Raw genomic sequence first — 23,345 nt, 5'->3', positions numbered from 1 at the left:
CAGCAACCGGGGCTGGGAACCAGCCTCGTGAGTCTTGGATGCTTCAGCTCTACTTCAGAGACCCGGTACACGGGATCGATGAAGCAACTGGGGCAGAAGAAGAGACAAAAGCTCTGCTGCCAAGCGGGTGAGGAAACCCCACCCGCCTACGCGGTGGGGTAGTTCATAAATGCTCTGCCCGGCTGTGGAGGGCCTTGCCTGCCGCTTCAGGATTAGCCCGCCGTTACCGATACATCTTCGATGCGCAGAGCCGGAAAGGCCGTGGTGCCGTTGAAAACAGTTACCTCTTGTGAGATGGCGGAGATATTGCGCAAACAATCGTAGAGGTTGCCGGCAATGGTGGTCTCCAGGATGGGGCGCTTCTCGCCACCTTTGACCAAAAAGCCCCCCTTCACCACTCCGGAAAAATCGCCGGTGATCGGGTTGCTGCTGCCGGAAAGCCGCGTGACGATAATGCCCCGCTCCATCGCATACAGCTCAGACAAAGGGGTTGTCCCCGGGGCCACGCTCAGACAGGCCGGCCCCACGCCCGGCAAGCTGCCCGCCCCCCCTGTGGCATGGCCGTTGGAGGGAACGCCGGCAGCCCGGCCTTCGTAGCTGTTGTACATGAAGTTGCAGAGGATCCCTTCGTGGATCAGGGGGGTAATTTGGCGTGGCATCCCCTCGCGGTCGAAGGGCTCGATGGGGTGGCCGGGCAAGCCCAGCCCCTCGGAAACCAAGGTCAACAGGGGGCTGGCGATCAGGGATCCCATCTTCTGCGCCAGCGGGCTTTTGCCCTTGCGCACCGCGTCCGCCCCCAGCACAAAGAGGAGGTCTCCCAGAAACTCCTCCACCACATCCGGCGGCAGGACGATGGGGCCGCGAAAACTCTCCCCCTCCCTAGCCCCTAGGGCCCCCACACACTTTTGCACAAAGCGCTCAAAAGCCCGCTCCAGCGCCGGCAGCAGCTCCGCCCGCTTCTGCACACTGTCGCCGTCGTAGGCAAAGCTGCCCACCTCGTCCCCATCGATGGCCATGCCAAACAGGGATCCGCCCGCCTCGACGCTGTGGTAGTTGGCGCGGATGCCGGTGGAAGAAGCAATGGCCACGGTATCCTCTTCCACGCTGAAGGAGCCGCTGTCAATGGTGATGCGGGGGTCTTGGGAGCGCACCCACTCCACCAGTTGGGATCCCAGTTGCGTCAGCTCGGCAGCATCCAGTTCCAGCAGGCCTGGGTCGAGGGCAAAGGGCACCTGGGGCAGAGGCTGGGGATCCGGCAGGCCGTTGAGGGGATCCGCCGGCGAAGCCTTGGCCATGGCCACCGCCTCAGCCGCTGTCTCGGCCAGCTCTTCCGGGCGGTTGGAAGTGGCAAAGCCCAGCCTGCCGCCGCAGAAAACCCGGATGCCGAACAGGGTCTCGCTGCTGCTGCGGGCCAGGTTGAGGTCATTTTTCTCAAAAGTTACTTCCGTCTCACGGCCTGAGTTGGCAAACACCTCTGCTTGGTCGGCCCCGGCAGCCAAGGCCTTTTGCACACCCTGTTCGCAAAGATCCAGCAGGTTTTCAGGAGCAATGACGGAGCCGGCCATAGAACTTGAGAGCTGCAAGAGAACAGTTCTATTATCGACCCTGCTGCCAAGACCTGCCCCAACAGCAGGGGGCAGATGATCTCAACTGGTCACTTAGGCTTGGGATCCCTTTGCCGGCAGCTTTGCGGATCCCTGGCGCATCAGGGCTGCTCCAGCGGCTGATCCGAGAACAGCAAGGGGGCAATGTTGGCGGCTTGGTTGAGCGGGATCTCGTCGTGGATGGCGTACTGATAAAACTGATCCAGCCGCTGACACAGACCTTCTGGGGTCAAAGCTTGCACATTGGAGCTGATGATGTAACTCTGGGCAGGAGAGGCCCGAAACGCCTGAAAGGCTTTGCGACAAAACGCCTGCTTGGCCTCAGGATCCGCCTGGCGCCACTCCGGCCCTGTGAGTTTGCCAGAGAGTGCCGGCTCAGTTGCCGCCCAAGCGCTGGACGCGACCAGGGGCAGTCCCGTTGCCCAAACCAGCCAGGCCAGGAGGAGCAGCAATACCTGCTGCCAAGAGAACCCAAGCCGTTGCTTGTGTTGCACCATAGGTGGATATGCTGAGGGAAGGAGCTTGGAATGCCGAAGCATCCCTAGCGATCCTATCGCCCTCGGTCTCCCCCATCCAGCCGAGGACAGCCCTGGAGCAAGGTTGGCAAGCAGCTCTATGGCTCGCAGCAAACCCCGCCAAAAACAGCGCTTTCCCCATCTGCTGGGCTCCAAGTGGACTTCTGTCCAGCCTGTGATGGGTTGGCGACATTTTCAGGTCGCCGCCCGCCAAGAGGGGCAAGGGGGGCTGGTGTTTGCCGAGCTGAGGGCCGTCTGCGATCCCCAGGTGCGCCTCTGGGTCAACGCCGCCACCCTCAAAAACCGGGATCTCTGGCAGCCGGGCTGGACGCCGCTGGAAGACGGGATCCCCTGCGGATCTGGCGGATCGTCTCTCTCCAGAGACTCAGGGATCCCCGGATCCCTCTAGCGCTGTATTCTTCTAGCTACAAGACTTTTGAGGAGAAAACGATGCCCAGGTGTGATGTCTGTGGGAAAGAGCTCAGCTACGGCGACTATCAATGGGCCAAGCGCTGTACCAATCCCTACGGGAAATCCCACCTTATCTGCTTCGACTGCTACAGCGGTTCTTCCTGTCCCATCTGCTCCTCCCCTCTCGAGTCGGCAGAATAGAAAGAAGTCGTTCTCAACAGCCGCTTTTCCTCTCCCGGTGAGCCAAGCTCTTGGAAGGAAGTTGGCAAAAGTCTCGCTGGTGTTCCCAAGGGAGCCGCAACAGTGCGCATTGGCCAGGGCTATGACATCCACCGTCTCGTAGAAGGGCGCCCCCTGATCCTAGGCGGGATCCGGATCCCTTACGAAAAGGGTCTGTTGGGCCACAGCGACGCCGACGTGCTCACCCACGCCATCATGGACGCCCTCCTAGGAGCCGCCGCCCTGCGGGACATCGGCTACTACTTTCCCCCGGAAGAGGAGCGCTGGAAAGGGGCAGACAGCATTCTCCTCTTGCAGCAGGTGGTGCAGTTGGTAAGCCAAGAGGGCTGGCGCATTGCCAACGTCGATAGCGTCGTGGTGGCAGAGCAGCCCAAGCTCAAGCCCCACATCCCCGCCATGCAGGCCCGCCTGGCCGAGGCCATGCAACTATCGCCCAAACAAGTAGGCGTGAAGGCCACCACCAACGAAAAACTCGGCCCCGTCGGCCAGGGAGAGGCCATGGCTGCCTTTGCCGTCGCCCTGCTGGTGGAACGCTGAGCTGCCGGCTTGCGGAAAGCACCTGGCCGTTGCCCTGCCCAAGCTGCCAAACTGGCAAGCAATCGCTCCCTCAAAAAACCAATTGGCCCCCATTGTCGTGAAACCCCCTGCCGCCTCGATCCCAGCTCCCCTCTCCCTCTGGGAGAGGGGCCGGGGGTGAGGGCCGCCGGCGGGCCCCCTCAAACTTGCTCGGATACTCAGCAAAGGAAATGGCAGGCCAAAGCAATACCTCAACAGAGCAGCTCAAGAGCAGCCTTTTTGCCCCCCTATTCCTAGGGATCCTCCTTCTCTGGCTTAGCGCCTGTGCTGCCCCCGCTCGCCCGCCCCACCTGATTGCCACCGTCACCTCGGATCCCAAAACCTTCAACACCTATCTGGCCACCGAGAGCTCCAGCCGCGACGCCATCGCCTACCTGGAGGCGGGCCTGGTCACCCTCGATGAAGATACCCTCCTGCCCAAGCCGGAGCTGGCGGAAGGCTGGGAAGTGTCTGAGGACGGCTTGCGCTATGTCTTCACCTTGCGGGAGGGGCTGCGCTGGTCGGACGGGGAGCCCCTGACAGCGGCAGATGTGGACTTTACCTTCAACCGCATCATCTTTGACGAGCGGATCCCGACCTCGGCGCGGGATGTGTTGCGCATCGGCGAGGCGGGGGCGCTGCCCCAGGTGCGGGCCTTGGACGAGCGGCGGGTTGAGTTTGTCCTGCCGGAGCCCTTTGCCCCTTTCCTGTTGCAGGCCGGGTCCCCTCTCTTGCCCAAGCACATTCTGCAGCCCACTGTGGAGCAGGTGGACGGCCAGGGCAACCCCCTCTTTCTCCAGACCTGGGGAGTTGACACGCCGGTGCAGGAATTGGTGGGGGCCGGCCCCTACATCTTGCAGGAATATACCCCCGGACAGCGGCTGGTGTACCGTCCCAACCCCTACTACTGGAAAGGGGAAGGGATCCCGCGCATCGAGCGGGTCATCCTGCGCATCGTGGACTCGGAAGATACGGCCCTGTTGCAGTTTCGCTCCGGCGAGACCGACGTGTTTTCGGTGCGAGGCAGAGATTTTCAGCTCCTGAAGCGGGAGGAAGAACGGGATCAGTTCAGGATTTACAATCTCGGCCCCACCCTCAACAACAATTTCTTTGCCTTCAACCTCAGCCGGGCCCGCAACCCCCAAACCGGACGGCCCTTTGTGGATCCCGTCAAAAGCCGCTGGTTCAACGATTTGAACTTCCGCCGGGCGGTGGCCCACGCCCTGAACCGGCAATTTTACGTCGAGAGCGTCCTGCAGGGGCTGGGCGAGATCCAGCACTCGGTCTTCTCCCCCGCCAGCCCCTTTTACCTCAGCCCGGCAGAGGGCCTGCCCACCTACGACTACGATCCCGAAAAGGCGCGGCAACTGCTCTTGGCTGCCGGCTATACCTACGACGCCGAAGGCCACCTACGGGATCCCGACGGCAACCGCGTCCGCTTCAGTCTCATCACCAACGCCGGCAACAACCAGCGGGAGGCCACCGGCGCCCTGATCAAGGCCGACCTGGCGCGGATCGGCATCACCGTTGACTTCACCCCCATCGCCTTCAACACGGTGGTGCAGCGCACCGACAGCCGCGACTGGGAAACCTTGTTGCTGGGCTTTGGCGGCGGCGGCACCGAGCCCAACAACGGCTCCAACATCTGGCGCAGCGATGGCCGCCTGCACCTGTTTAACCTGGGGGATCTGCCCGGCAATCCCGCCGAAGGAGTGGAAGTGAGCGATTGGGAGCGGGAGATCGACCGCATCTTTATTGCGGGGGTGCGGGAGCTGGACTTTGAAAAGCGCAAGGCCCTCTACGACCGCTTTCAAGTGATCATCCAGGAACAACTGCCCCAGATCGGCACCTTCAACCCCCTGGTGCTCTCGGCCCTGCGCAACCGCCTGCAAGGGGTGGATCCCCGCCCCATCCTCGGCCCTCTCTGGAACCTGGATCAGCTTTCCATCCAGGACATGCTGCAGGAGCGGTAGCCTACCTCACCGTCAGCTCCACCTCCCCCGTGCTCCTGAGGACGTTGATCCCCACCCCTCCTGCCTGGAGATACAGACCGATGTCCAGGGATCCCCGCCCCACCTGGATGTTCTCAAGAGTTACATGGGGCAGCCACAGGGGCAGGGTGGGCTGGGTGAGGCGCACCTGTTGGGCCAGCCCGTCGATCTCCAGGCCTAGGCAGGCCTGCAGCAGCAGGAACACGCTGGCCGCCGCCCAGGACTGGGGCAGACAGGCCACCGGGTAGAGGGTGGGGCCTTCCCGCTGGCGCCGGCGAAAGCCACAGAACAGCTCCGGCAGCCGCCGCAGCTCCAGAAACTGGCTGGCATCGAACAAGGCCGTCAACACCTGGGCCGCCGCCGCCTTGTGGCCATAGCGGGAGAGTCCGGCTGCAATCAGGGCGTTGTCGTGGGGCCAGATGGAGCCGTTGTGGTAAGACATGGGGTTGTAGCGCCCTTCCCCTTCTGCCAGCGTGCGGATGCCCCAGCCGCTGAAAAAAGCCGGCTCCAAAAGTTGCCGCGCGATGCGCTCGGCATGCTGCGGGTGGGCGATCCCAGAAAACAGGCAGTGGCCCATGTTGGAGCTGCGCACGCGGCAGGGCTGCTTGCGCCCGTCCAAAGCCAGGACATAGCCGCCCAGCTCCTCGCACCAAAACTGCTCCCAAAACCGCTGCTGCAGTTTCTGGGCCTGCTGCCGCAGTTGCGCTGCTTGCTCGTGCCGCCCCAACAGCTCCGCCATCTCCGCCGCCAACAGCTTGGCCTCGTAGGCGTAGCCCTGCACCTCGCACAGGGCTATGGGTGGCTCGGCCAGGGATCCGTCGGCATAGAAGATGGCATCTTCCGAGTCTTTCCAGCCCTGGTTGCGCAGGCCCCGCCGCGCCTTGCCGGCATACTCCAAAAAGCCGTCGCCGTCGGGATCCCCGTAGGTGTCCATCCAGTGGAGAGCTGCCTCGATATTCGGCCACAACTGCCGCAACAGCTCGAGATCCCCACTGCGGCGCACATAGCGCCCTGCTAGCACCACAAACAAAGGAGTGGCGTCGATGCTGCCGAAATAATTGCCAAAGGGGATCTCACGCGTCTTGGCCATCTCGCTGTAGCGCTGCTCGTGCAGGATCTTGCCCGGCTCAGCATCGCGGCTGGGATCCACCTCCTGAGCCTGGTGGGCTGCTAGGTACAGCAACACCCCCCGGGCCAAGTCGGGGAACCACCAGAGGGTGGCCAAGGCGGTGATTAGCGCGTCGCGGCCAAAGACCGTGGCAAACCAAGGCACCCCGGCGTGGGGATAGAGCCCATAGGGGGTGCGGGCCAGCATCATCACCAGGTCGTCCCGCGAGGCGTTGAGCCACTCGTTAAACTGGGCGTTGCCAGTATCGATGCGGTGGGCCAGAGAGCGCAACACGGCCCGCTGCTCCCGCTCCGCCTGCAGCGCCTCCTGGTAGCTCAAGAGCGGGATCTCCTCGCCGCCATAGCTGCAGACGACCCTCACCTCTAAGTCCCGCTCCTCCTGCGGCGCCAGCGGCACCCACCACTGCGCCAGCTTTTCCGAAACCACGTCCGGCGCAGGAGAAAACAAGATCCGGGTTTGCCGCTCCACCCCGTCCAGGCCGTGGTAGCGCAAGGTTACCCCTTCTGAGCTCACCTGGGCTGGCAGCAGTTGTCCCCGCTTTGTCCGCCGGATGCCGCGAATCTCAAACATATCGGCAAAATCGGCCTCAAAGCGCAGGGTAAGCGGCACCCGAAACGGCTCCGAGCCGTAGTTGTGGATGCGAATCCGCTCGTAGGCCACGTTGTTCCACAAAAAAGTAGTCCGCAGAACATGCAGAGTATCTTGACCGATAAACTGCCCCTTCGAGGTGGTGAACTCGGGGTTGGTCAGATCCACCGCCAGAATATCCTTGTCTTCCCGCACCTCTGAGCTGAGCAGCAAAAACTGTTTCCCCTGCAAATCCAAGACCAGCCGTGACAAGAAGCGGGTATCGTCGCGAAACAGGCCGTGATCCCGGATGCCTAGGGGGCGCATGTTGCCCAAGCGGTCAAAAATAGCAAAGCAGTTGTCCTGCTTGAGGACATGGGGACGCGCCTCCACCATGGAAGCGCTGGCGCGGATGTAGTACTGATCCTGAATCTGGATGATGTCTTCGGCCATCTGCGTCTTCCCACCCAACCAAAGGAGCAAAACAGTAGCCCCCCAGATAGCCCCAGCTTTACCTAGGCAGGGTTGACAGGCCGGGGGTGGCTTTCTTCGAGCGCTCCTGCCGTTCGTTCACCAATTGGTTGTAAAGAGCCTCGTACTCCGACACCATCCTCTCAACGCTAAACCGCTCCTCAAACACCTGCCGCACCCCAGCTCGGTCAAGGGATCCCACCTTTTCTACTGCCTCCACTGCCTCCTCCACCGAGTCCACAATAAAGCCGGAGCGGCGGTCGGCCATCACTTCTGGCACCGAGCCAAAGCGAGTGGCAATCACCGGCGTGCCACAGGCCATCGCTTCAATCATTACCAGCCCAAAGGGTTCCGGCCAGCGGATGGGAAACAGCACCGCATAGGCCTTGCCCAAGAACTCGCTCTTCTCTTGCTCGGTGATTTCCCCCACGATCTCCACATTGGGGTGGCGGCTGGCCAAAGGCTTAATCTCTAACTCATAGTACTGGCGATCCACGGCGTCAATCTTGATAGCAGCTTTCAGCGGCATCCCGGCCCGCGCGGCAATTTCAATGGCCGTGTCCAGCCCTTTCTCCGGCGAGACCCGGCCCAGAAAAGCCAGGTAATCTCCCTTTTCTGGATAGAAACGGTGCAGATTCAGGGGCAAACCATGATAGACCGTCCCCACCCAGCGCGCCTGGGGCAGGGGCCGCCGCTGGGCATTGGAGATGGAGACCACCGGGATGTCCTGAAACTCGGTGTAGAGAGGCTGCAGCTCGGGAATATCCAATCGCCCGTGCAGGGTGGCCAAAAAAGAAACTTGGGGATGGCGGCGGGCCAGGGCGTAGGGGTAGTAGTCAATGTGGCCGTGGATGATGTCAAACTCATCGGCCATCTGAAAGGCTTTCTCTACCATCAGGATGTGGGGCGCCACCGTGTCGATGGCCGTGGGATCCAAGCGCAAAGCCCGCTCCCGAAAAGGGATCAGGCGAGCTTGGGTTTGGGAGTCGCCGCTGGCAAATAGGGTCACCTCGTGCCCGCGCCGCACCAGCTCTTCGGTTAGCCAGGACACCACTCGCTCGGTGCCGCCGTAGAGCTTGGGGGGCACGCTCTCATGCAAAGGGGCAATCTGAGCAATGCGCATAGCCATCCTCCGCACTCAATCTTGACGTTAACCGTTTAGGGCTGCCTGCCGGGCTGAGGTCAACGGTATTTCCAGGCGCTGACCGTAGGAGCACCGGTTGCCCAGAGCAAACTTCAGAGCCAAATCAAGGGCAGGCTCCAGCTTCTATCCTATCCAGACAAGCCTGTTGGATGGGTTCCCCAGAAAGGGCTATTGCCGGGAACCGCACTGCCGGTGCGAATGAGCCACGTTCGGTTGCTGCTGCCATGGGGGCAGGCATAATGGGAAGACGCCATCTTGCCTGCGGTGGTTCTCCGTTGTGAGGGTTTGCCCACATCCATTCATGCTGGAGCACGACATTGTCATCGTTGGCGGGGGGCTGGCCGGTTGCCGGGCGGCTTTGGAGGCCATGCGGCGGGATCCCGGCCTCGACCTGGCCTTGGTATCCAAAACCCATCCGATTCGCAGCCACTCGGTAGCAGCGCAGGGGGGCATTGCCGCTGCCCTGCAAAATGTCGATCCGCGAGATTCCTGGGAAGCCCATGCCTTCGATACCGTCAAGGGATCCGATTATCTGGCGGATCAGGATGCGGTGGAGATTCTGGCCCGAGAAGCCCCTGAGGTGATTATCGATCTGGAGCACTTGGGGGTTTTGTTCTCCCGCCTGCCGGATGGCCGCATTGCCCAGCGGGCCTTTGGGGGACACAGCCACCCGCGCACCTGTTATGCCGCCGACAAAACCGGGCACGCCATTTTGCACGAGTTGGTGAGCAACCTCCAGCGTTTTGGGGTCAAGCTCTACAGCGAATGGTATGTGCTGGAGCTCATTCTGGAAGAAAACCAGGTCAAGGGAGTGGTGATGCTGGAGCTGGCCAGCGGACGGCTGGAGGTGGTGCGGGCCAAGGCAGTCATGTTGGCCACGGGCGGCTATGGGCGCATCTACAACTCCACCTCCAACGACTTTGCCTCGACCGGCGACGGCATGGCGATGGTGGCGCGGGCCGGCCTGCCTCTGCAGGATATGGAGTTTGTGCAGTTTCATCCCACGGGCCTGTATCCGGTGGGGGTGTTGATCTCGGAGGCGGTGCGCGGGGAGGGGGCTTATCTGATCAACGGGAAAGGAGAGCGCTTTATGGCTGCCTATGCCCCCAGCCAGATGGAGTTGGCCCCCCGGGATATCACGTCGCGGGCGATTGTTACGGAGGTGCGGGCCGGACGCGGGATCGACGGAAAAGATTTTGTCTATTTGGATCTGCGGCATCTGGGGGCAGAAACCATTCACATGCGGCTGCCCTTTTGTTGGGAGGAGGCCCATCGCCACCTGGGCATCGATGCGGTTGTGGATCCCATTCCGGTGCGACCGACGGTGCACTACTGCATGGGCGGGATCCCGGTGACGGTGGATGGGCAGGTGCTGCGGGATGCCCATACCCGCGTGGAAGGGCTGTTTGCTGCCGGTGAAACGGCCTGTGTTTCGGTGCATGGGGCCAACCGGCTGGGCAGCAACTCTCTTCTGGAGTGCGTGGTCTTCGGGCGGCGCACAGGGGCAGCTATGGTAGAAGCCGTCAGGGGGCGAGCCTTGCCGAAGTTGGACGAGGGATCCCTGCTCAACCAGGCCGCCGAGCGGATCGCCAGGCTGCTGGAGCGATCCGGGGCAAGCCGCATTGATCAGGTGCGGCGGCAGTTTCAAGATTGCATGACCGAGCATTGTGGGGTCTATCGCAGCGAATCGGTTCTTCAAGAAGGGATCCAAAAATGGCACCGGATCCGCCGGCGTTACGAGCAGGATTTGCGCCTGGACGATCGGGGCAGCGTGTGGAACACCGAGCTCATCGAAGCCCTGGAGCTGGACAACCTCATGACGGTGGGGGCCTTGATCCTCGCCAGCGCTCTGGAACGGCGGGAAAGTCGCGGCTCCCACGCGCGGGAAGACTATCCCCAGCGGGATGATCAACGGTTTTTACAGCACACCTTGGCCGCTTTTCGCGAGGGATCCCCCCAGATCAGCTATCGTCCCGTGGTGATCACCCGCTTTCTTCCTCAGGAGCGGAAATACTAACTTTCCAGAGGTATCCCAAGCCGATTAGGATCGCCCCATCGAGTTTTTCCACGGCTATACCTACTCCGGCCACCCGGTTGCCAGTGCCGCCGGCTTGGCCACCCTGAACCTGTATCAAGAAGAAGGCTTGTTGGAGCGGGCCGCCAGCCTCGCCCCCCTCTGGGAAGAAGCTCTCCATTCTCTGCGGGGCTTGCCCCATGTCATCGATGTGCGCAACCTCGGCTTGGTGGGGGCCATTGAATTGGAAGGGATCCCTGGCCGACCGACAGCGCAGGCTTTTGAAGCTTTCTTACGCTGCTACGAACGGGGCGTGCTGATCCGCACCACAGGTGATACCATCGCCCTTTCCCCACCTTTGATCATCGAGGAAACCCACATTGAACGCTTGGTCGCCACCTTGAGGCAAGTCCTTCAAGAGCTGCCCTAGGGAGTTGGGGCGCTCCTTTGGTTGGCCGTCGGCGTTGGCGAAGGGCTGGGAGTAGGACTGGGGCTAGGCGAAGGCGATACCGAGGGAAAGGGATTGGGGGTGCCGGCTGGCGTTGGTGAAGGGGAAGGGCTGGGCGCAGGCAACACCCGCAGAGGAGCCTTGGCGGAGGCGATGCGGCCTTGGGTATCCGCCACCATCGCCGTCACTTCATACTCCCCGGTGGGAGCAGAAGCGGGAATGGTAATGGGGATGGTGCCAATGCAGGTTTTGCTGTTGGCCTGACAGCCGACGGCAGCGGCGGTGAAATCAAACGTCAGCGTGAGAGGGTTCCGCCGGATTTCCACCCGGAAGCTGATGCCAGCTCCCAAACCCGCAGGAGTTGTCACGGCCACCAAGACATTAAAAGGAACCGTCTGTCGCGCGTCCGCCAGCGATACCACGGCAATCGAAGGTGGCTCCGCCGAGAAGGATGCGGTGGGGGAAGGACTGGGGAACGGATTCAAGAGTGGAGTGGGGGTCGGGGTGAGCAGAGGCGTCGGGACGGGAGTGAGCGTCGGGAGGGGACTGGGGACGAGAAAAGGCGTGGGCGTCGGTGCCACAACCGTTACCGGCACAGGAGTAATGGTAACCGAGGGTTGCTCGCGGCCATCTTCTTGGCAGGCCACCAGTGACAACGACACAAAAGCGGCTACACTGGCTTTCATCGCAGAGATTGCCAACATCCAGCTCTGACGGAACCTAGGGGGCTGCTGTTTCATGGGCTTTAGCTCCTCACAACACGAGCTTGGGGGTTTGTTAGGAAAACCGAGTCTCGGCAGCGTTCAACTCAAAAACCCGCACCGTCCTGCTCCCTCAACCGCGAAAGCAGAGTCTCGCAAGTGCTCCTAACACTATAGATAGAGCCTCAATTTTTTGCAAACACTATGGGTGTCACCAATCGCATGGGATCCGCCTTGGCGGTGAGATCTCAAGAGCGCTCGGGTTAGACTGATAAGTGCCACAGCAAGAGGGGATCCATGGCAGCAAAGGTGGAAGCAGAACCATCGCCAGCTCAGGAAGGGCCCAAAGAGGCCTGCGGCGTGTTCGGCATTTTGGCCCCCGGCGAGGAGGTGGCCAAGCTGACCTACTTTGGGCTGTTTGCCCTGCAGCACCGCGGCCAGGAATCGGCGGGGATTGCCACCTTTGAGGGGGCCTTTTGCCGAGTCCACAAGGCAATGGGGCTGGTTTCCCAAGTGTTTGACGAGGTGAACTTAGGCCAGCTCAGCGGCGATCTGGCAGTAGGCCACACCCGCTACTCCACTACGGGATCCAGCCGCATGGCCAACGCCCAGCCGGTGATTGTGGAAACCCGCTTGGGGCCGCTGGCTTTGGCTCACAATGGGAACTTGGTCAATGCCGAAGAGCTGCGCAGAGAACTGGAAGCTGCCGAGTGCCACCTCACCGGTAGCACCGACTCGGAATGTATTGCCCACACCATTGCCCAGGCAGTGAACCAAGGTCAAGACTGGGTGGGAGCCACCTGTCAAGCTTTGCGCCGCTGCCGCGGGGCTTTCAGTCTAGTTATCGGCACGCCAGAGGGTCTGATTGGGGCGCGGGATCCCTACGGCGTGCGTCCGCTGGTGTTGGGGCTTTTGAGCAGCAACCCCGCCAGACAGGAGCTGCTGCAACCGCAGAGGCTGGGGATCCTCTGCAGCGACGGCACGCTCAACCACCCAGAAGCCCAGCCACTGCACTACGTGTTGGCTTCGGAAACCTGTGCTTTGGATATCATTGGAGCGGATTATCTGCGCCAGGTGGAGCCGGGGGAGCTGGTGTGGATTGACCGTCAAGGGCTGCAATCGCTGCGCTGGGCCGAGGCCACCCCCAAACTGTGCATCTTTGAGATGATCTACTTTGCCCGCCCCGACAGTTGCATGCACGGGGAGAGCCTCTACTCCTACCGGGTGCGGCTGGGAGAACAACTGGCCAAAGAAGCTCCGGCAGAGGCCGACTGGGTGATCTCGGTGCCCGACTCCGGCACACCGGCAGCCATTGGCTATGCCCGCCAACTGGGGATCCCCTACACGGAAGGGCTAATTAAAAACCGCTATGTGGGCCGCACCTTTATTCAGCCCACCCAGTCGATGCGGGAGCGGGGCATTCGCATGAAGCTCAACCCCCTCGAAGACGTGCTGCGGGGGCAGCGGATTGTGATTGTAGACGACTCGATTGTGCGGGGCACCACCAGCCAGAAAATCGTCAAAGCCCTGCACCAGGCAGGAGCTACGGAGGTCCACATGCGCATCTCCAGCCCCCCCGTTACCCATCCCTGCTTCTACGGCATTGACACCGACAGCCAAGACCAGCTCATTGCCGCCAAGTATTCGGTAGCAGAAATTGCCGAGAAAATCGGGGTGGACTCATTGGCCTACTTGAGCTGGGAAGGCATGCTGGCCGCCACAGGTCGGGATCCCAATTCCTTTTGCTCGGCTTGCTTTACCGGCCACTACCCCATCCCCATTCCTGAGGGGCTGAAGCGCTCCAAGCTGGCTTTGGAAACGGTAGCCAGCCGCAAAGATCGCTAGCAAGGTTGCCCACCAGGATCCCCGTTAGACTGGGAGAAGAGGCTTTGAAAAATTACACTATGGGCTTGCGTCTACACCAAATAGGGGATCCCATCCTGACGCAGGTGGCTGAGCCGGTCGCCGAGTTTGGGACGCCGGCTTTGCAAAGCCTAATTGAAGAGATGCTCGCCACTTTGAAAGAGGCGCAAGGGGTGGGTCTGGCCGCCCCTCAGGTGGGATCCCCTCTCCAGATCCTCATCGTGGCTTCCCGTCCCAACCCTCGCTATCCCGATGCACCCCAGATGGAGCCCCTGGTCATGATTAACCCCCGTCCCTTGGCCTTGAGTGACGAGCAGGTGTTGGGGTGGGAGGGCTGCTTGAGCGTGCCCAACTGCCGCGGCTTGGTGGCCCGTGCCCGCGAGGTGGAGGTGGAGTATTACACCCCTGCGGGATCGCGGCAGCAGGTGGTCTGGCGGGACTTTCCGGCCCGCATCTTCCAGCACGAATACGATCACCTCTTGGGCCGGTTGTTCCTGGATCGGCAGCCGCAGCAACTGCTTTCTGAGGCCGACTACCAAGCCCGGATTTTGGCCCAGCCCCCTGCCTGAGGATCCCTATGCCCTACCTGGTCATCTACGACGGCCTGTGCAACCTTTGCGCCAATGGGGTCAAGCTTTTAGAGCAACTGGATCGCGGCCAGCAGTTTCGCTACGCCCCCATGCAAGACACGGCCACCCTGGCCCAATGGGGGATCCCACCCGAGCAGATGGAACTGGGGATGATCCTGATCGACCTGGAGCAGCCAGAGCGCCGCTGGCAGGGATCCGACGCCGTCGAACACATTGCCGCCCTCTTGCCCAGCGGATCCCTGTGGCTGGCCCTCTACCGCAACCTCCCCGGCCTTAAGCTTTTGGGAGACTGGGGCTACGCCCAGATCCGGGATCACCGCTACGAGTGGTTTGGCCGCCGCGACACCCTTTATCTACCTGCTGCCTGCGAGCGTTGCCGGGATCCCTTGGCCCAGACCGACTGAGGCATGGGTAGCTGAAACGGTTCGTTATGTTGTTACTGCTACACAACGCAGTCGCGAACGCACCGGCAGCGCGGAGTGCCTAGAGAACGTCTTAATCGAGTTTGAAATAACCATCAATTCAATTGTCTGGCACAAGGGATCCCTTTTCCAGGTTTGAACTCCTCTTCTCAAGCCTGGCGTGCTTGAAATGCTCTAGACAATCTTAAGACTCGATTAAGACTGACTTCCTGGAGAGAACCCCTCAAGTTTGACTTGAGACCTCTCCAGGGTCAAGGTAAAAATAGAGACGAAGCTAGCCAACAGGGGGTGGGCCGTGGCTACAAGAGACTGTGGACAGGCTGAAGCTGAGGGAGTTGCCGGTGGTTCAGAAGCCGTTCAGTTAGTTCCTAGAAGGGGGGATCTCGTTAGCGGAAATGGAGCTATGGGAAGTTTTGGCGAAAGAAGCAGAAAGCTTTTTCTACAGACAATGCTACAACCCCTGGATTGGGAAGTGCAGTTTGCGGTTTGGAAAACCCTACTGAACTCTGGCATCCCTCAACTGGTGCAAGTAGCAAAAAGATATCCCGTTCCCCTACGTCCAGTTGGAAACCCTGAAGAGAGATATCGAGCCGGCGAGCGGGACTTTCGCTGGGCAGATCTGAGGGGGGGCAACCTCAGCCGGCTAGATCTAAGGGGGCTCGACTTAAGCGGGGCCAGTTTAGTTCGGGCAAGGCTGAGCCAGGTCAATCTAAGCCACACCAGCCTGATTGGAGCCAACCTCAGCCAGGCAGACCTCAGCGGCGCAGATCTGAGAGGAGCCAACTTAAAGGGAGCTAACCTGATGGGGGCCAATCTCATTGGCGCCAACTTGCAAGGAGCTAATCTGGCAGACGCCAACCTGAAGTGGGTCGTCATTTCCCCCGAAACGCAAATTGACCGCAAGTGGCGGCTGGTCTGGGAAATTGTCAACGGCCACGCTCAGGGGAAAAACCTAGCTCAGGCAGACTTGAGCGGGGCAGACCTGGATTGGGCTGACCTGAGGGGGGCCAACTTGGCGCAAGCAGACCTAAGGGGGGCAAGGCTTGTCGGTGCTAACTTGCAGGAAGCCGACCTCCAGGGAGCCGACCTCCGGTGGGCCAGCTTGGAGGGAGCCAACCTCAGTCGGGCCGATTTGGGCGCAGCTTGCCTGCAACTGGCCAGCCTGCGGGGAGCTATCCTTTCCCCTGAAACCCAAATTGACCGCAAGTGGCGGCTGGTCTGGGAAATTGTCAACGGCCACGCTCAGGGAAAAAACCTAGCTCAGGCGGACTTGAGCGGGGCAAACTTGAGCTGGGCAAATCTGAGCGGGATCAGGCTCCCTGGCGTGAGCTTGGTGGGAGCCGACCTGAGCGGGGCCAACCTCTGCGGCGTAGACCTACAGTGGGCAGAGTTGAGCAAAGCCAATCTAAGCCAGGCGGATCTGAGGGGGGCCAACTTAAACCAAGCGGATCTCAGCGGGGCAGACCTAAGCGGTGCCAACCTCAGTGGAAGCAGCTTGATCAAGGCCGAACTAGCCCAGGCCAAACTTGTGGGGGCCAAGTTGACGCAAGCCAACCTCGTCGGAGCCAAGCTGAGACGGGCTAAACTCAACGGCGCGGATCTAAGGGGGGCCAGCCTCATCGGGGCCGACCTCAGCGAAGCCAAACTGGGCAAGACAGACCTGAACTTGCCTAGCTTGAGATGGACGGTGATTTCTGTAGAGGCCAGTCCGGAGAGTAGCTGGTGGTTCATGATTTTCCATGCTGGCGCCCATTCGCAGGAGCTGAGCCAAACAGACTTGAGAGGGGCGGACTTGAGAAAGGCCAACCTCAGCCGGGCAGACCTCAGCGGGGTAAGGCTCAGTGGAGCTAACCTAAGCCAGGCTTATTTGATTGGGTCAGATCTGAGCGAGGCCAGCCTAGGTGGAGCCAATCTAAAGAGGGCCAAGCTGGGCGGGGCCAACCTAACCCACGCCGATCTCGGTGGAGCCAAGCTGAGTAGGGCCTATCTGGCCGGAGCCAACCTCAGCGGTGCCGACCTGAGGGGGGCAGATCTGGAGCTGGCCAGTCTGCAGCGGGTGATCCTTTCTCCTGCAACCCAGATCGAGGCCAAGTGGCGTCTGGTGTGGGAGATCGTCAACGGTCAAGCCTCCAAGAGAAACTTGAGTGGGGTTGACCTGAGCGGCGCTAACTTGAATTGGGCCAAGCTCAACGGGGTGCAACTGGTCGGGGCAAACCTAAGTGGAGCCAGCCTCATTGGAGCGGATCTAGGAGGATCCAACCTCAGCCAAGCCAATCTGAGGAAGGCCAATTTGAGCTACGCCAACTTGGAGGGATCCAACCTAGACAATGCCATCCTAGAAGGCGCAAAACTTGATTTTCAGTGGCAGTGGATCTGGCTCTCCCTTTGGTTCAAAGGTTTGGCAAGCATCTGGTTTGGTTACCCCAGTACCCCTCAACTGCCTCCTCCTCCTACGTCGGATCCCAATCGGCATCTCCCAGCCGAGAAGAACAGGGAGAACTAAACACTCTTGGTTGGCTCCATCAATTTCTTTGGCTAGGGCCACGCAGGTTTGTATCCTAGCAAACACTTTTTAATCCAAGAGAGCTGCTTTAGGATAGAGGCGTGGCCTTGCTGTGGCGGGATTCTGGAGATTTTTGGATGAAGCCTGCTTTAAAAAGTAAGGAGACTTTGAAGCAGCCTTTGCTGAGCTAAGGGCTTTGGCAGGGGATAGTGCGAAGATAGAGATGGCCCAAGTGCTCCTCGGTCAAAAAACAGAGGGCACCCATAGCCAGGTGAGGTGAAGCAAGAAAGACTCTAACTTTAGGAGGAGAGAATGTCGCACTTCACGTACATCCAAACTCAGTTTAAGAACCGAGAGGCTTTGATAAAGGCTCTAAACGATGTTGGCTACTCTCACATAGAAGAGGGATCCGACCTTCCTCTATATGGCTACCTAGGCGATAGGCGACCTCAGACGGCAGACATTGTTATCCGAAGAAAGTACTTAAGTGCTGCTAGCAACGATATTGGCTTTAAGTGGAAGGGCGATCACTACGAGGCAATAATCTCTGAATATGACCGCCAGGTCTTTCCCGACTTTATCCCCAAAATTCAGCGCAGGTATGCTTATCACGCCGTCCTTGCAACGGCAGTGGAGAAGGGGTTTACCGTAGAGTCGGAATCTGTGGACGAGGAAGGGCAGATCAGGATTGTGTTGGGGCGCTGGGCTTGAGGAGGCGTTATGGCGGAATATCAACAGGTTGAATACATCATCGACAAAGATGGCAACGTGATTGAGCGCGTGCTTAATGTCAAAGGCAAGGGCTGCCTTGACCTAACTGAGGAAATAGAAAGGGCATTGGGCACAGTTCAAAAAAGGGAGCTGTTGCCTGAATATGACCAGGCCCCAGTCATAGAACAAGATGTCCAGCGTCAGGTAGAGCGTTTATGAATGCCCCAAACCCCTTTCTGGATCCCCTGTCTGGTTTAACCAAAGGGATCCAAAGGACTCTGGCTAGGATTCCATTTTGGAGTCGTAACTCTGAAATGAAAAGTCATGATACGAAAAGTCATGATACCCTGCTGCGCAATCTCATGCAGGCTGCCGGTATCTCAACCTGGCGAGAGCTTCGACAAAAGGCCAAACTGAGTCGAGGAGCCCTAAATGCCCTGAGAACTGGCCAGGCCGAAAAGCTGAAGTTAGCCGATCTCAATCGAGCGGCCAGCATTTTGCAAGTGCCCTTGCCGAGCCTTATTCAAGATTTCAGCGGAATCGAGCTAGCATTGGAGCCTGCAGAAACGGCTCAGGAAGTGCAGCGGCTGCACAAACAGCTAGAACAGCAGGAAGGGCAATTGCGTCATCAAATCCGCGCCGAACTGGTGGAAAAGCTCAAGCCTCTTTTGGTGCAATACCCCACCCTGCAGCAGGTTGTGCAGAGGCGACCGGATTACCCTGCCCAGCAAGTCTTGGCTTTGCTGAACTGTCTGGGCAACTTGTTGGAAGACTGGCAGTTGGAAACCATTGGCCAGGTGTGGCAACAGGTGGCCTATGACCCAGAAAGCCACCAGGCAGATGAGGAGGATATCCAGGCGGGCGAGCCGGTCTACGTTCGCTTTGTGGGCTATCGACTTAGGGATCAAATTTTGGTTCGAGCCAAAGTCAGTCGCACTCTACCTTCCTTGGCAGCATGACGACGTTGGCTATTGATTTTGGCACTTCCAATACGGTGGTCTGTGCCTATCAAAATCGAAAGCCGATTGTGATCGACATACCAGGGATCACCCACCGCTACGACGGCAGCCCGCCTCTAATTCCCTCGGTTCTCTTTGTCGGCCAAAACCAGCAATTTTTGATTGGGGCACCTGCCCAGGCCAAACGGGATCCCAAGCGCCTATTCAAAGGCTTTAAGCGGGATCTCTCTCAACAATTCCAGCCGGCCCCAACCTATGTGGATGGACAGGCCTACACAGCCCAAGAGGCCACGCGGATCTTTCTGCAGCAGCTTCTTGCCAAACTCAAGGCGGAGGGCTGGCAGCCCGATAAGGTGATCTTGACCGTGCCGGTGGGAGCCTACGAGGCCTATTTGCACAACCTGCAAGAGGTGTTTGGCTCCCTAGGGATCCAACAGGTTGTGTTCCTCGACGAGTCCACCGCGGCTGCTTTGGGCTACGGGGTGCAGGAACCGGGATCCCTGATTTTGGTGGTCGATTTGGGGGGCGGAACTCTCGACCTCTCTTTGGTCAAAATCTTGAAGCCAAAGCAGGGCACTGCTTACCGAGCTGAGGTCATTGCCAAAACTGACCGGGCCTATGGCTGTGGCGGCGTCGATATCGATATCTGGATTGCCGAATGGGTGCTGGAGCAGTTGGGCCGCAAGCGACAGCAGGTTCCGGCCAGCAGCTTCCAGGTTCTGTGCGAGGTTGCCGAGCGGCTCAAGATCCGCCTCTCCAGCCATTCTCAGGCCAGCGAGGCCTGGCTGGATGAAGACTCCTTTGAGACCCACACTTTAATGCTTCAGCGCGAACAACTCCAGGAGCTGTTGGAAGAGCGCGGCCTGCTGACGCGGCTAAGAGAAGCCATCGATGAGGTCATCGAGAAAGCCCACAACAAAGGGATCTCTAAACGAGATATCCACCAGGTGGTGTTGGTGGGTGGCACCAGCCTCATTCCAGGGGTGCAGCATCAGGTCATTAGCCTCTTTGGCCGCGACAAGGTTAAGTACCACAAGCCGTTTGAGGCAGTGGCCCACGGCGCTCTGGCCTTCACCCAGTTTGCCCGCCTTCAAGATCATCTCCGCCATACCTACGCCCTGCGGCTCTGGAATCCCTATTTGCAGGCGCCCGACTTTTTCCCTCTCTTTAAGAGCGGCACGGCCTATCCTGCCACGGTGGAACTGCCTCCCTTGCAGGCCAACGCCAATGGACAAAGCCACATCAACCTGGTGGTTGGTGAGATGGCCGAGGAAGGGGCAACCGAGGTTGTTTACGGTCCCGACGGTCGGATGCAGATTCGCAACAGCAGCGCAGCTTCTAGCTTTCGTCCCCTTGGGAGCCACAAGCAGCTTTCCATTCCTCTCAAGCCCCCAGGGCAGGTAGGAGTGGATCGTTTGCAGGTCACCTTTGCCGTCGATGCTGGGCGAACTTTGCGGGTAACGGTAGTAGATTTGCAAACTCAAAAGACCCTTATGCAGCAGCAGGTGGTTGGGAGGTTAACTTGAGGTTAGGGATGGCGGAAAACTTTGATCCCGTTCTGGGTGGGCAGCAATTGGCCGGCTCCGATCCGGTCATGGGAGGCTTGGTAGCCGTTGAGCAAGCCCTAGACAGTCCGGATCCCAAGGTGAGAATCCAAGCAATCAAGGGTGCTCTGAAGTACGGATCCAGAGGGGCCGAGCTTGTTATCCAGGCCATGCGAAATGATCCCAACTGGGAGGTGCAGTTTGCGGCTTGGGAGACGCTGCTGGAAGCGGAGGATCCGCAGCACGTGCAGGTGGCAAGGTCCTATCGCCTTCCCCTCCGACAGGTTGGAGATGTCCGAGCAAGGTATGAAGCGGGAGAGCGAGATTTCCGCTGGGCCCAGCTAAGCAGGGCTGACCTGAGCGGGGCCAACCTGAGCGGGACCAACCTGAGCGGGGCCAACCTGAGCGAGGCTGACCTGAGCGGGGCCAACCTGAGCGGGGCGGACCTGAGCAGGGCTAACTTGATCTTGGCCAAGCTGAGCGGGGCCAACCTGAGCGGGGCGGACCTGAGCAGGGCTAACTTGATCTCGGCCAAGCTGAGCGGGGCCAACCTGAACCAAGCCAAGCTGAGCGGGGCCGACCTGAGCGGGGCCAAGCTGTGGCAAGCCAACCTGAGCAGGGCTGACCTGAGCAGGGCCAACCTGAACTGGGCCGACCTGAGCGGGGCGAACCTGAGGGGAGTGAATCTTCAGGGATCCGACTTGCACCGGGCCACGTTGAAGGGGACTCTGGTCTCTGCCGAGACGCAGATGGATCCCAAGTGGCGGCTGGTCTGGGAAATTGTCAACGGTCAGGCGAATGCCAAGAACCTGAGCGGGGCCGACCTGAGTGGAGCCGACCTGAGCGGGGCCGACCTGAGCGGGGCCAACCTGAGCGGGACCAACCTGAGCGGGGCCAACCTGAGCGAGGCCAAGCTGTGGCAAGCCAACCTGAGTGGGGCCGACCTGTGGCAAGCCAACCTGAGTGGGGCCGAGCTAAGGGAAGCAAACCTGGACGGCACGGATCTGAGAGGAGCAAACCTAAAGGGCGCAAAACTAAGTCCCGGCTGGAATCGATTTGTCGACTTGAGCGGGGCCATCCTCCCCGACGGAACTGTCCATCCCTAGGCGGATCCCTTTGCTAGACTACCTACAGCTAGCAGCTAGATCCATGAGTTCCTTAGATCTCGCCTTTGCCAGCAATCACCAAGACATTCTCACGCTGCTGGACTTGGTGGTTCGCGCTCGCTACCCTTTGATCTACCTGGTTACTCCCGAAGAAGCCCCAGCAGAGGAGCTGCTACAAGTTCTGGCCGATTCTCTCAAACCCAAGCGCAAACTCCTAATCTGGGATATCGTCTCTGGCTGGTCAGACAACGGCCAAAACAAAGGTCAATTGATGCCTGCTCTGGGCCGCATCGGCGCTATCAAAGAGGACGAGGCGGTTATTTGTGTTCTCAAGGATCTAAACCCCACCCTGAGAAATCCAGAACGCTCAGATAACTATCCCGTTATCCGCTACCTAAAAACCTTGGCCAGAGAGGGCCGCCACAGCCGCAAGTCCATCATCCTCCTGGGCCAAGAAGCCGTTGTCCCTGCCGAGCTGCGCGAGGAAATTGTAGTCTATGATTTTCCCCTGCCCAGCATCGACGAAATTGAGCGGATCGTTACCCGCGCGATCCCTGCCCGTCAACTGGAGCTAAGCGGCCCAGCGCGGGAACAACTGGTTCGAGCCTGTCAAGGGCTGACCCGGCAGCGCATTGAGCGGATCCTGGCCCGCGCCCTAGCCGCCAAAGGCAAGGTCAGCGAGGGCGATATTGACCTGGTTCTGGAAGAGAAAAAGCAATACATCCGCCAGACGGAAATCCTGGAGTTTTACAACCCCTCCGAGACCCTGCAAAATGTCGGCGGCCTGGAAAACCTCAAAGCCTGGATTCGCCAGCGCCGCAACAGCTTTAGTGCCCAGGCCCGCGACTATGGCTTGCCCAGCCCCAAGGGCATTTTGCTGGCCGGGATCCAGGGTACCGGCAAGTCCCTCTGTGCCAAAACCATAGCCCGCGAGTGGCGCATGCCCTTGCTCCGGCTGGATGTGGGGCGACTCTTCGGCGGGATCGTCGGCGAAAGTGAAAGCCGCGTGCGCCAGATGATCCAAATTGCCGAAGCTATGGCCCCCTGTGTTTTGTGGATTGATGAGTTGGATAAGGCCTTTGGCGGCGTCAACAGCGAGTTTTCAGGAGATTCGGGCACCAGCAAGCGGGTCTTCGGCAGCCTAATTACCTGGATGCAGGAAAAAACCAAACCCGTTTTTATTGTTGCCACCGCCAATAATGTCCGCATCTTGCCGGCTGAGTTGCTGCGCAAAGGCCGGTTTGATGAGATTTTCTTTGTCAATTTGCCCAACCAACGGGAGCGGGAGGAAATCTTCCAAGTCCACATCCAGCGGCTGCGGCCCAACCGCTTGCGGGATTTCTCCTACCCTGAGCTGGCCATGGCCAGCGAAGATTTCAGCGGGGCAGAAATTGAACAGACCATCTACGATGCCATGCACATGGCCTTCAACCAGGATCCACCCCGCGAGTTTACCCAGGAGGACGTCCTCAGCGCCATTCGCCAAACCGTTCCTCTGGCCGCCATCGCCCGCGACCAGATTCAGGACTTAAAAGCATGGGCTGCCGAGTCCGGGGCCCGCACGGCCTCCCAAGACCAACAACTTGTGCAGGAGCTGCGAACGCTGGTGCAAAAAAGAGGGCTGGGCCCCATCGAAGTCGACAGCCCCTCTTCGTTTTTCCCCTCCTCCCCCTCCTAAGTTCTCAGTCCTGGTCTTCTGGCGGGATGTAGCAGCCCTACCAAAACCATTAGCTCCCCAGGGATCCAACAGACAGCGGCTGCTTTGGGCTACGGGATCCCTGATTTTGGTGGTCGATTTGGGGGCTGGAAGCTTACCGAGCTGAAGTAATTGCCAAAACTGACCGGGCCTATGGCTTA

20 protein-coding genes are annotated in these 23,345 nt (G+C 59.8%); 15 read left to right on the top strand and 5 right to left on the bottom strand.

Annotated features, from left to right (window positions below; genetic code table 11):
* Positions 1 to 212 precede the first annotated feature (212 nt).
* Positions 213 to 1,565: a TldD/PmbA family protein gene (locus NW862_RS09490; RefSeq protein WP_414427123.1), complete on the bottom strand. Its 1,353-nt coding sequence runs from the start codon at positions 1,563 to 1,565 to the stop codon at positions 213 to 215.
* A 140-nt stretch (positions 1,566 to 1,705) separates the two neighbouring features.
* Positions 1,706 to 2,101 (bottom strand): hypothetical protein, encoded by a 396-nt coding sequence (locus NW862_RS09485; RefSeq protein WP_414334649.1) that lies wholly within the window; start codon positions 2,099 to 2,101, stop codon positions 1,706 to 1,708.
* Between the two features lie 118 nt (positions 2,102 to 2,219).
* Here NW862_RS09485 and NW862_RS09480 point away from each other — a divergent pair, with 118 nt between their 5' ends.
* The 3 genes from NW862_RS09480 (at position 2,220) to NW862_RS09470 (ending at position 5,298) form a co-directional block, all read left to right on the top strand.
* Positions 2,220 to 2,528, top strand: a complete 309-nt coding sequence (locus NW862_RS09480) for a TIGR02450 family Trp-rich protein (RefSeq protein ID WP_414334651.1) — start codon at positions 2,220 to 2,222, stop codon at positions 2,526 to 2,528.
* 305 nt (positions 2,529 to 2,833) lie between these two features.
* The gene (ispF, locus tag NW862_RS09475; RefSeq protein ID WP_414334653.1) at positions 2,834 to 3,307 is read left to right on the top strand and encodes a 2-C-methyl-D-erythritol 2,4-cyclodiphosphate synthase; all 474 of its coding nucleotides are present in this window, start codon (positions 2,834 to 2,836) and stop codon (positions 3,305 to 3,307) included.
* A 209-nt stretch (positions 3,308 to 3,516) separates the two neighbouring features.
* Complete coding sequence (locus tag NW862_RS09470; RefSeq protein ID WP_414334655.1) at positions 3,517 to 5,298, top strand: ABC transporter substrate-binding protein; 1,782 nt, start codon at positions 3,517 to 3,519, stop codon at positions 5,296 to 5,298.
* Between the two features lies 1 nt (position 5,299).
* Here the strand turns inward: NW862_RS09470 and NW862_RS09465 are convergent, their stop codons facing one another.
* Positions 5,300 to 7,465 carry a glycogen debranching N-terminal domain-containing protein gene (locus NW862_RS09465; protein WP_414334657.1) on the bottom strand — a complete coding sequence of 722 codons (2,166 nt, stop codon included), beginning with the start codon at positions 7,463 to 7,465 and terminating at the stop codon, positions 5,300 to 5,302.
* A gap of 58 nt (positions 7,466 to 7,523) precedes the next feature.
* Positions 7,524 to 8,606 carry a glycosyltransferase family 4 protein gene (locus NW862_RS09460; protein WP_414334659.1) on the bottom strand — a complete coding sequence of 361 codons (1,083 nt, stop codon included), beginning with the start codon at positions 8,604 to 8,606 and terminating at the stop codon, positions 7,524 to 7,526.
* Between the two features lie 322 nt (positions 8,607 to 8,928).
* Between NW862_RS09460 and NW862_RS09455 the strand changes: the two genes are divergently transcribed.
* Together NW862_RS09455 and NW862_RS09450 are read left to right on the top strand one after the other, a co-directional pair.
* Positions 8,929 to 10,644 carry a succinate dehydrogenase/fumarate reductase flavoprotein subunit gene (locus NW862_RS09455; RefSeq protein WP_414338417.1) on the top strand — a complete coding sequence of 572 codons (1,716 nt, stop codon included), beginning with the start codon at positions 8,929 to 8,931 and terminating at the stop codon, positions 10,642 to 10,644.
* A gap of 94 nt (positions 10,645 to 10,738) precedes the next feature.
* Positions 10,739 to 11,071 (top strand): aminotransferase class III-fold pyridoxal phosphate-dependent enzyme, encoded by a 333-nt coding sequence (locus NW862_RS09450; RefSeq protein WP_414334662.1) that lies wholly within the window; start codon positions 10,739 to 10,741, stop codon positions 11,069 to 11,071.
* Here NW862_RS09450 and NW862_RS09445 read toward each other — a convergent pair.
* Positions 11,068 to 11,775 carry a hypothetical protein gene (locus NW862_RS09445; RefSeq protein ID WP_414338414.1) on the bottom strand — a complete coding sequence of 236 codons (708 nt, stop codon included), beginning with the start codon at positions 11,773 to 11,775 and terminating at the stop codon, positions 11,068 to 11,070. The two genes, NW862_RS09450 and NW862_RS09445, sit on opposite strands and share 4 nt — an antisense overlap.
* Positions 11,776 to 12,087: 312 nt before the next feature.
* Here NW862_RS09445 and purF point away from each other — a divergent pair, with 312 nt between their 5' ends.
* The 10 genes from purF to NW862_RS09395 all read left to right on the top strand — a co-directional run bounded on the left by purF (position 12,088) and on the right by NW862_RS09395 (position 23,166).
* Positions 12,088 to 13,635 (top strand): amidophosphoribosyltransferase, encoded by a 1,548-nt coding sequence (purF, locus tag NW862_RS09440; RefSeq protein WP_414338412.1) that lies wholly within the window; start codon positions 12,088 to 12,090, stop codon positions 13,633 to 13,635.
* A 44-nt stretch (positions 13,636 to 13,679) separates the two neighbouring features.
* A complete protein-coding gene (def, locus tag NW862_RS09435) occupies positions 13,680 to 14,222 on the top strand; it encodes a peptide deformylase (RefSeq protein ID WP_414334668.1) in 543 nt (180 codons plus the stop codon).
* Between the two features lie 8 nt (positions 14,223 to 14,230).
* Complete coding sequence (locus NW862_RS09430; protein ID WP_414334670.1) at positions 14,231 to 14,647, top strand: thiol-disulfide oxidoreductase DCC family protein; 417 nt, start codon at positions 14,231 to 14,233, stop codon at positions 14,645 to 14,647.
* A 421-nt stretch (positions 14,648 to 15,068) separates the two neighbouring features.
* Positions 15,069 to 17,168 carry a pentapeptide repeat-containing protein gene (locus tag NW862_RS09425; protein WP_414427122.1) on the top strand — a complete coding sequence of 700 codons (2,100 nt, stop codon included), beginning with the start codon at positions 15,069 to 15,071 and terminating at the stop codon, positions 17,166 to 17,168.
* Positions 17,169 to 17,480: 312 nt separating this feature from the next.
* On the top strand, positions 17,481 to 17,879 hold the full coding sequence (locus NW862_RS09420) for a DUF1257 domain-containing protein (RefSeq protein ID WP_414349285.1): 399 nt from the start codon (positions 17,481 to 17,483) through the stop codon (positions 17,877 to 17,879).
* Positions 17,880 to 17,888: 9 nt separating this feature from the next.
* Complete coding sequence (locus NW862_RS09415; RefSeq protein ID WP_414349286.1) at positions 17,889 to 18,098, top strand: DUF2997 domain-containing protein; 210 nt, start codon at positions 17,889 to 17,891, stop codon at positions 18,096 to 18,098.
* 95 nt (positions 18,099 to 18,193) lie between these two features.
* A complete protein-coding gene (locus tag NW862_RS09410) occupies positions 18,194 to 18,838 on the top strand; it encodes a helix-turn-helix domain-containing protein (protein WP_414427121.1) in 645 nt (214 codons plus the stop codon).
* Positions 18,835 to 20,364, top strand: a complete 1,530-nt coding sequence (locus NW862_RS09405; RefSeq protein ID WP_414427120.1) for an Hsp70 family protein — start codon at positions 18,835 to 18,837, stop codon at positions 20,362 to 20,364. Before NW862_RS09410 ends, NW862_RS09405 begins: the two co-directional genes overlap by 4 nt.
* An 8-nt stretch (positions 20,365 to 20,372) precedes the next feature.
* Positions 20,373 to 21,488, top strand: a complete 1,116-nt coding sequence (locus tag NW862_RS09400; protein ID WP_414427119.1) for a pentapeptide repeat-containing protein — start codon at positions 20,373 to 20,375, stop codon at positions 21,486 to 21,488.
* Between the two features lie 43 nt (positions 21,489 to 21,531).
* Positions 21,532 to 23,166 carry an AAA family ATPase gene (locus NW862_RS09395; RefSeq protein ID WP_414334128.1) on the top strand — a complete coding sequence of 545 codons (1,635 nt, stop codon included), beginning with the start codon at positions 21,532 to 21,534 and terminating at the stop codon, positions 23,164 to 23,166.
* The last annotated feature ends 179 nt before the right edge of the window (positions 23,167 to 23,345 follow it).

The organism is Synechococcus sp. H55.8 (assembly GCF_047462375.1).
Taxonomy (GTDB): domain Bacteria; phylum Cyanobacteriota; class Cyanobacteriia; order Thermostichales; family Thermostichaceae; genus Thermostichus.
The sequence above is the reverse complement of the archived record's forward strand: the minus strand, read 5'-3'. Positions and strand labels throughout refer to the sequence as shown.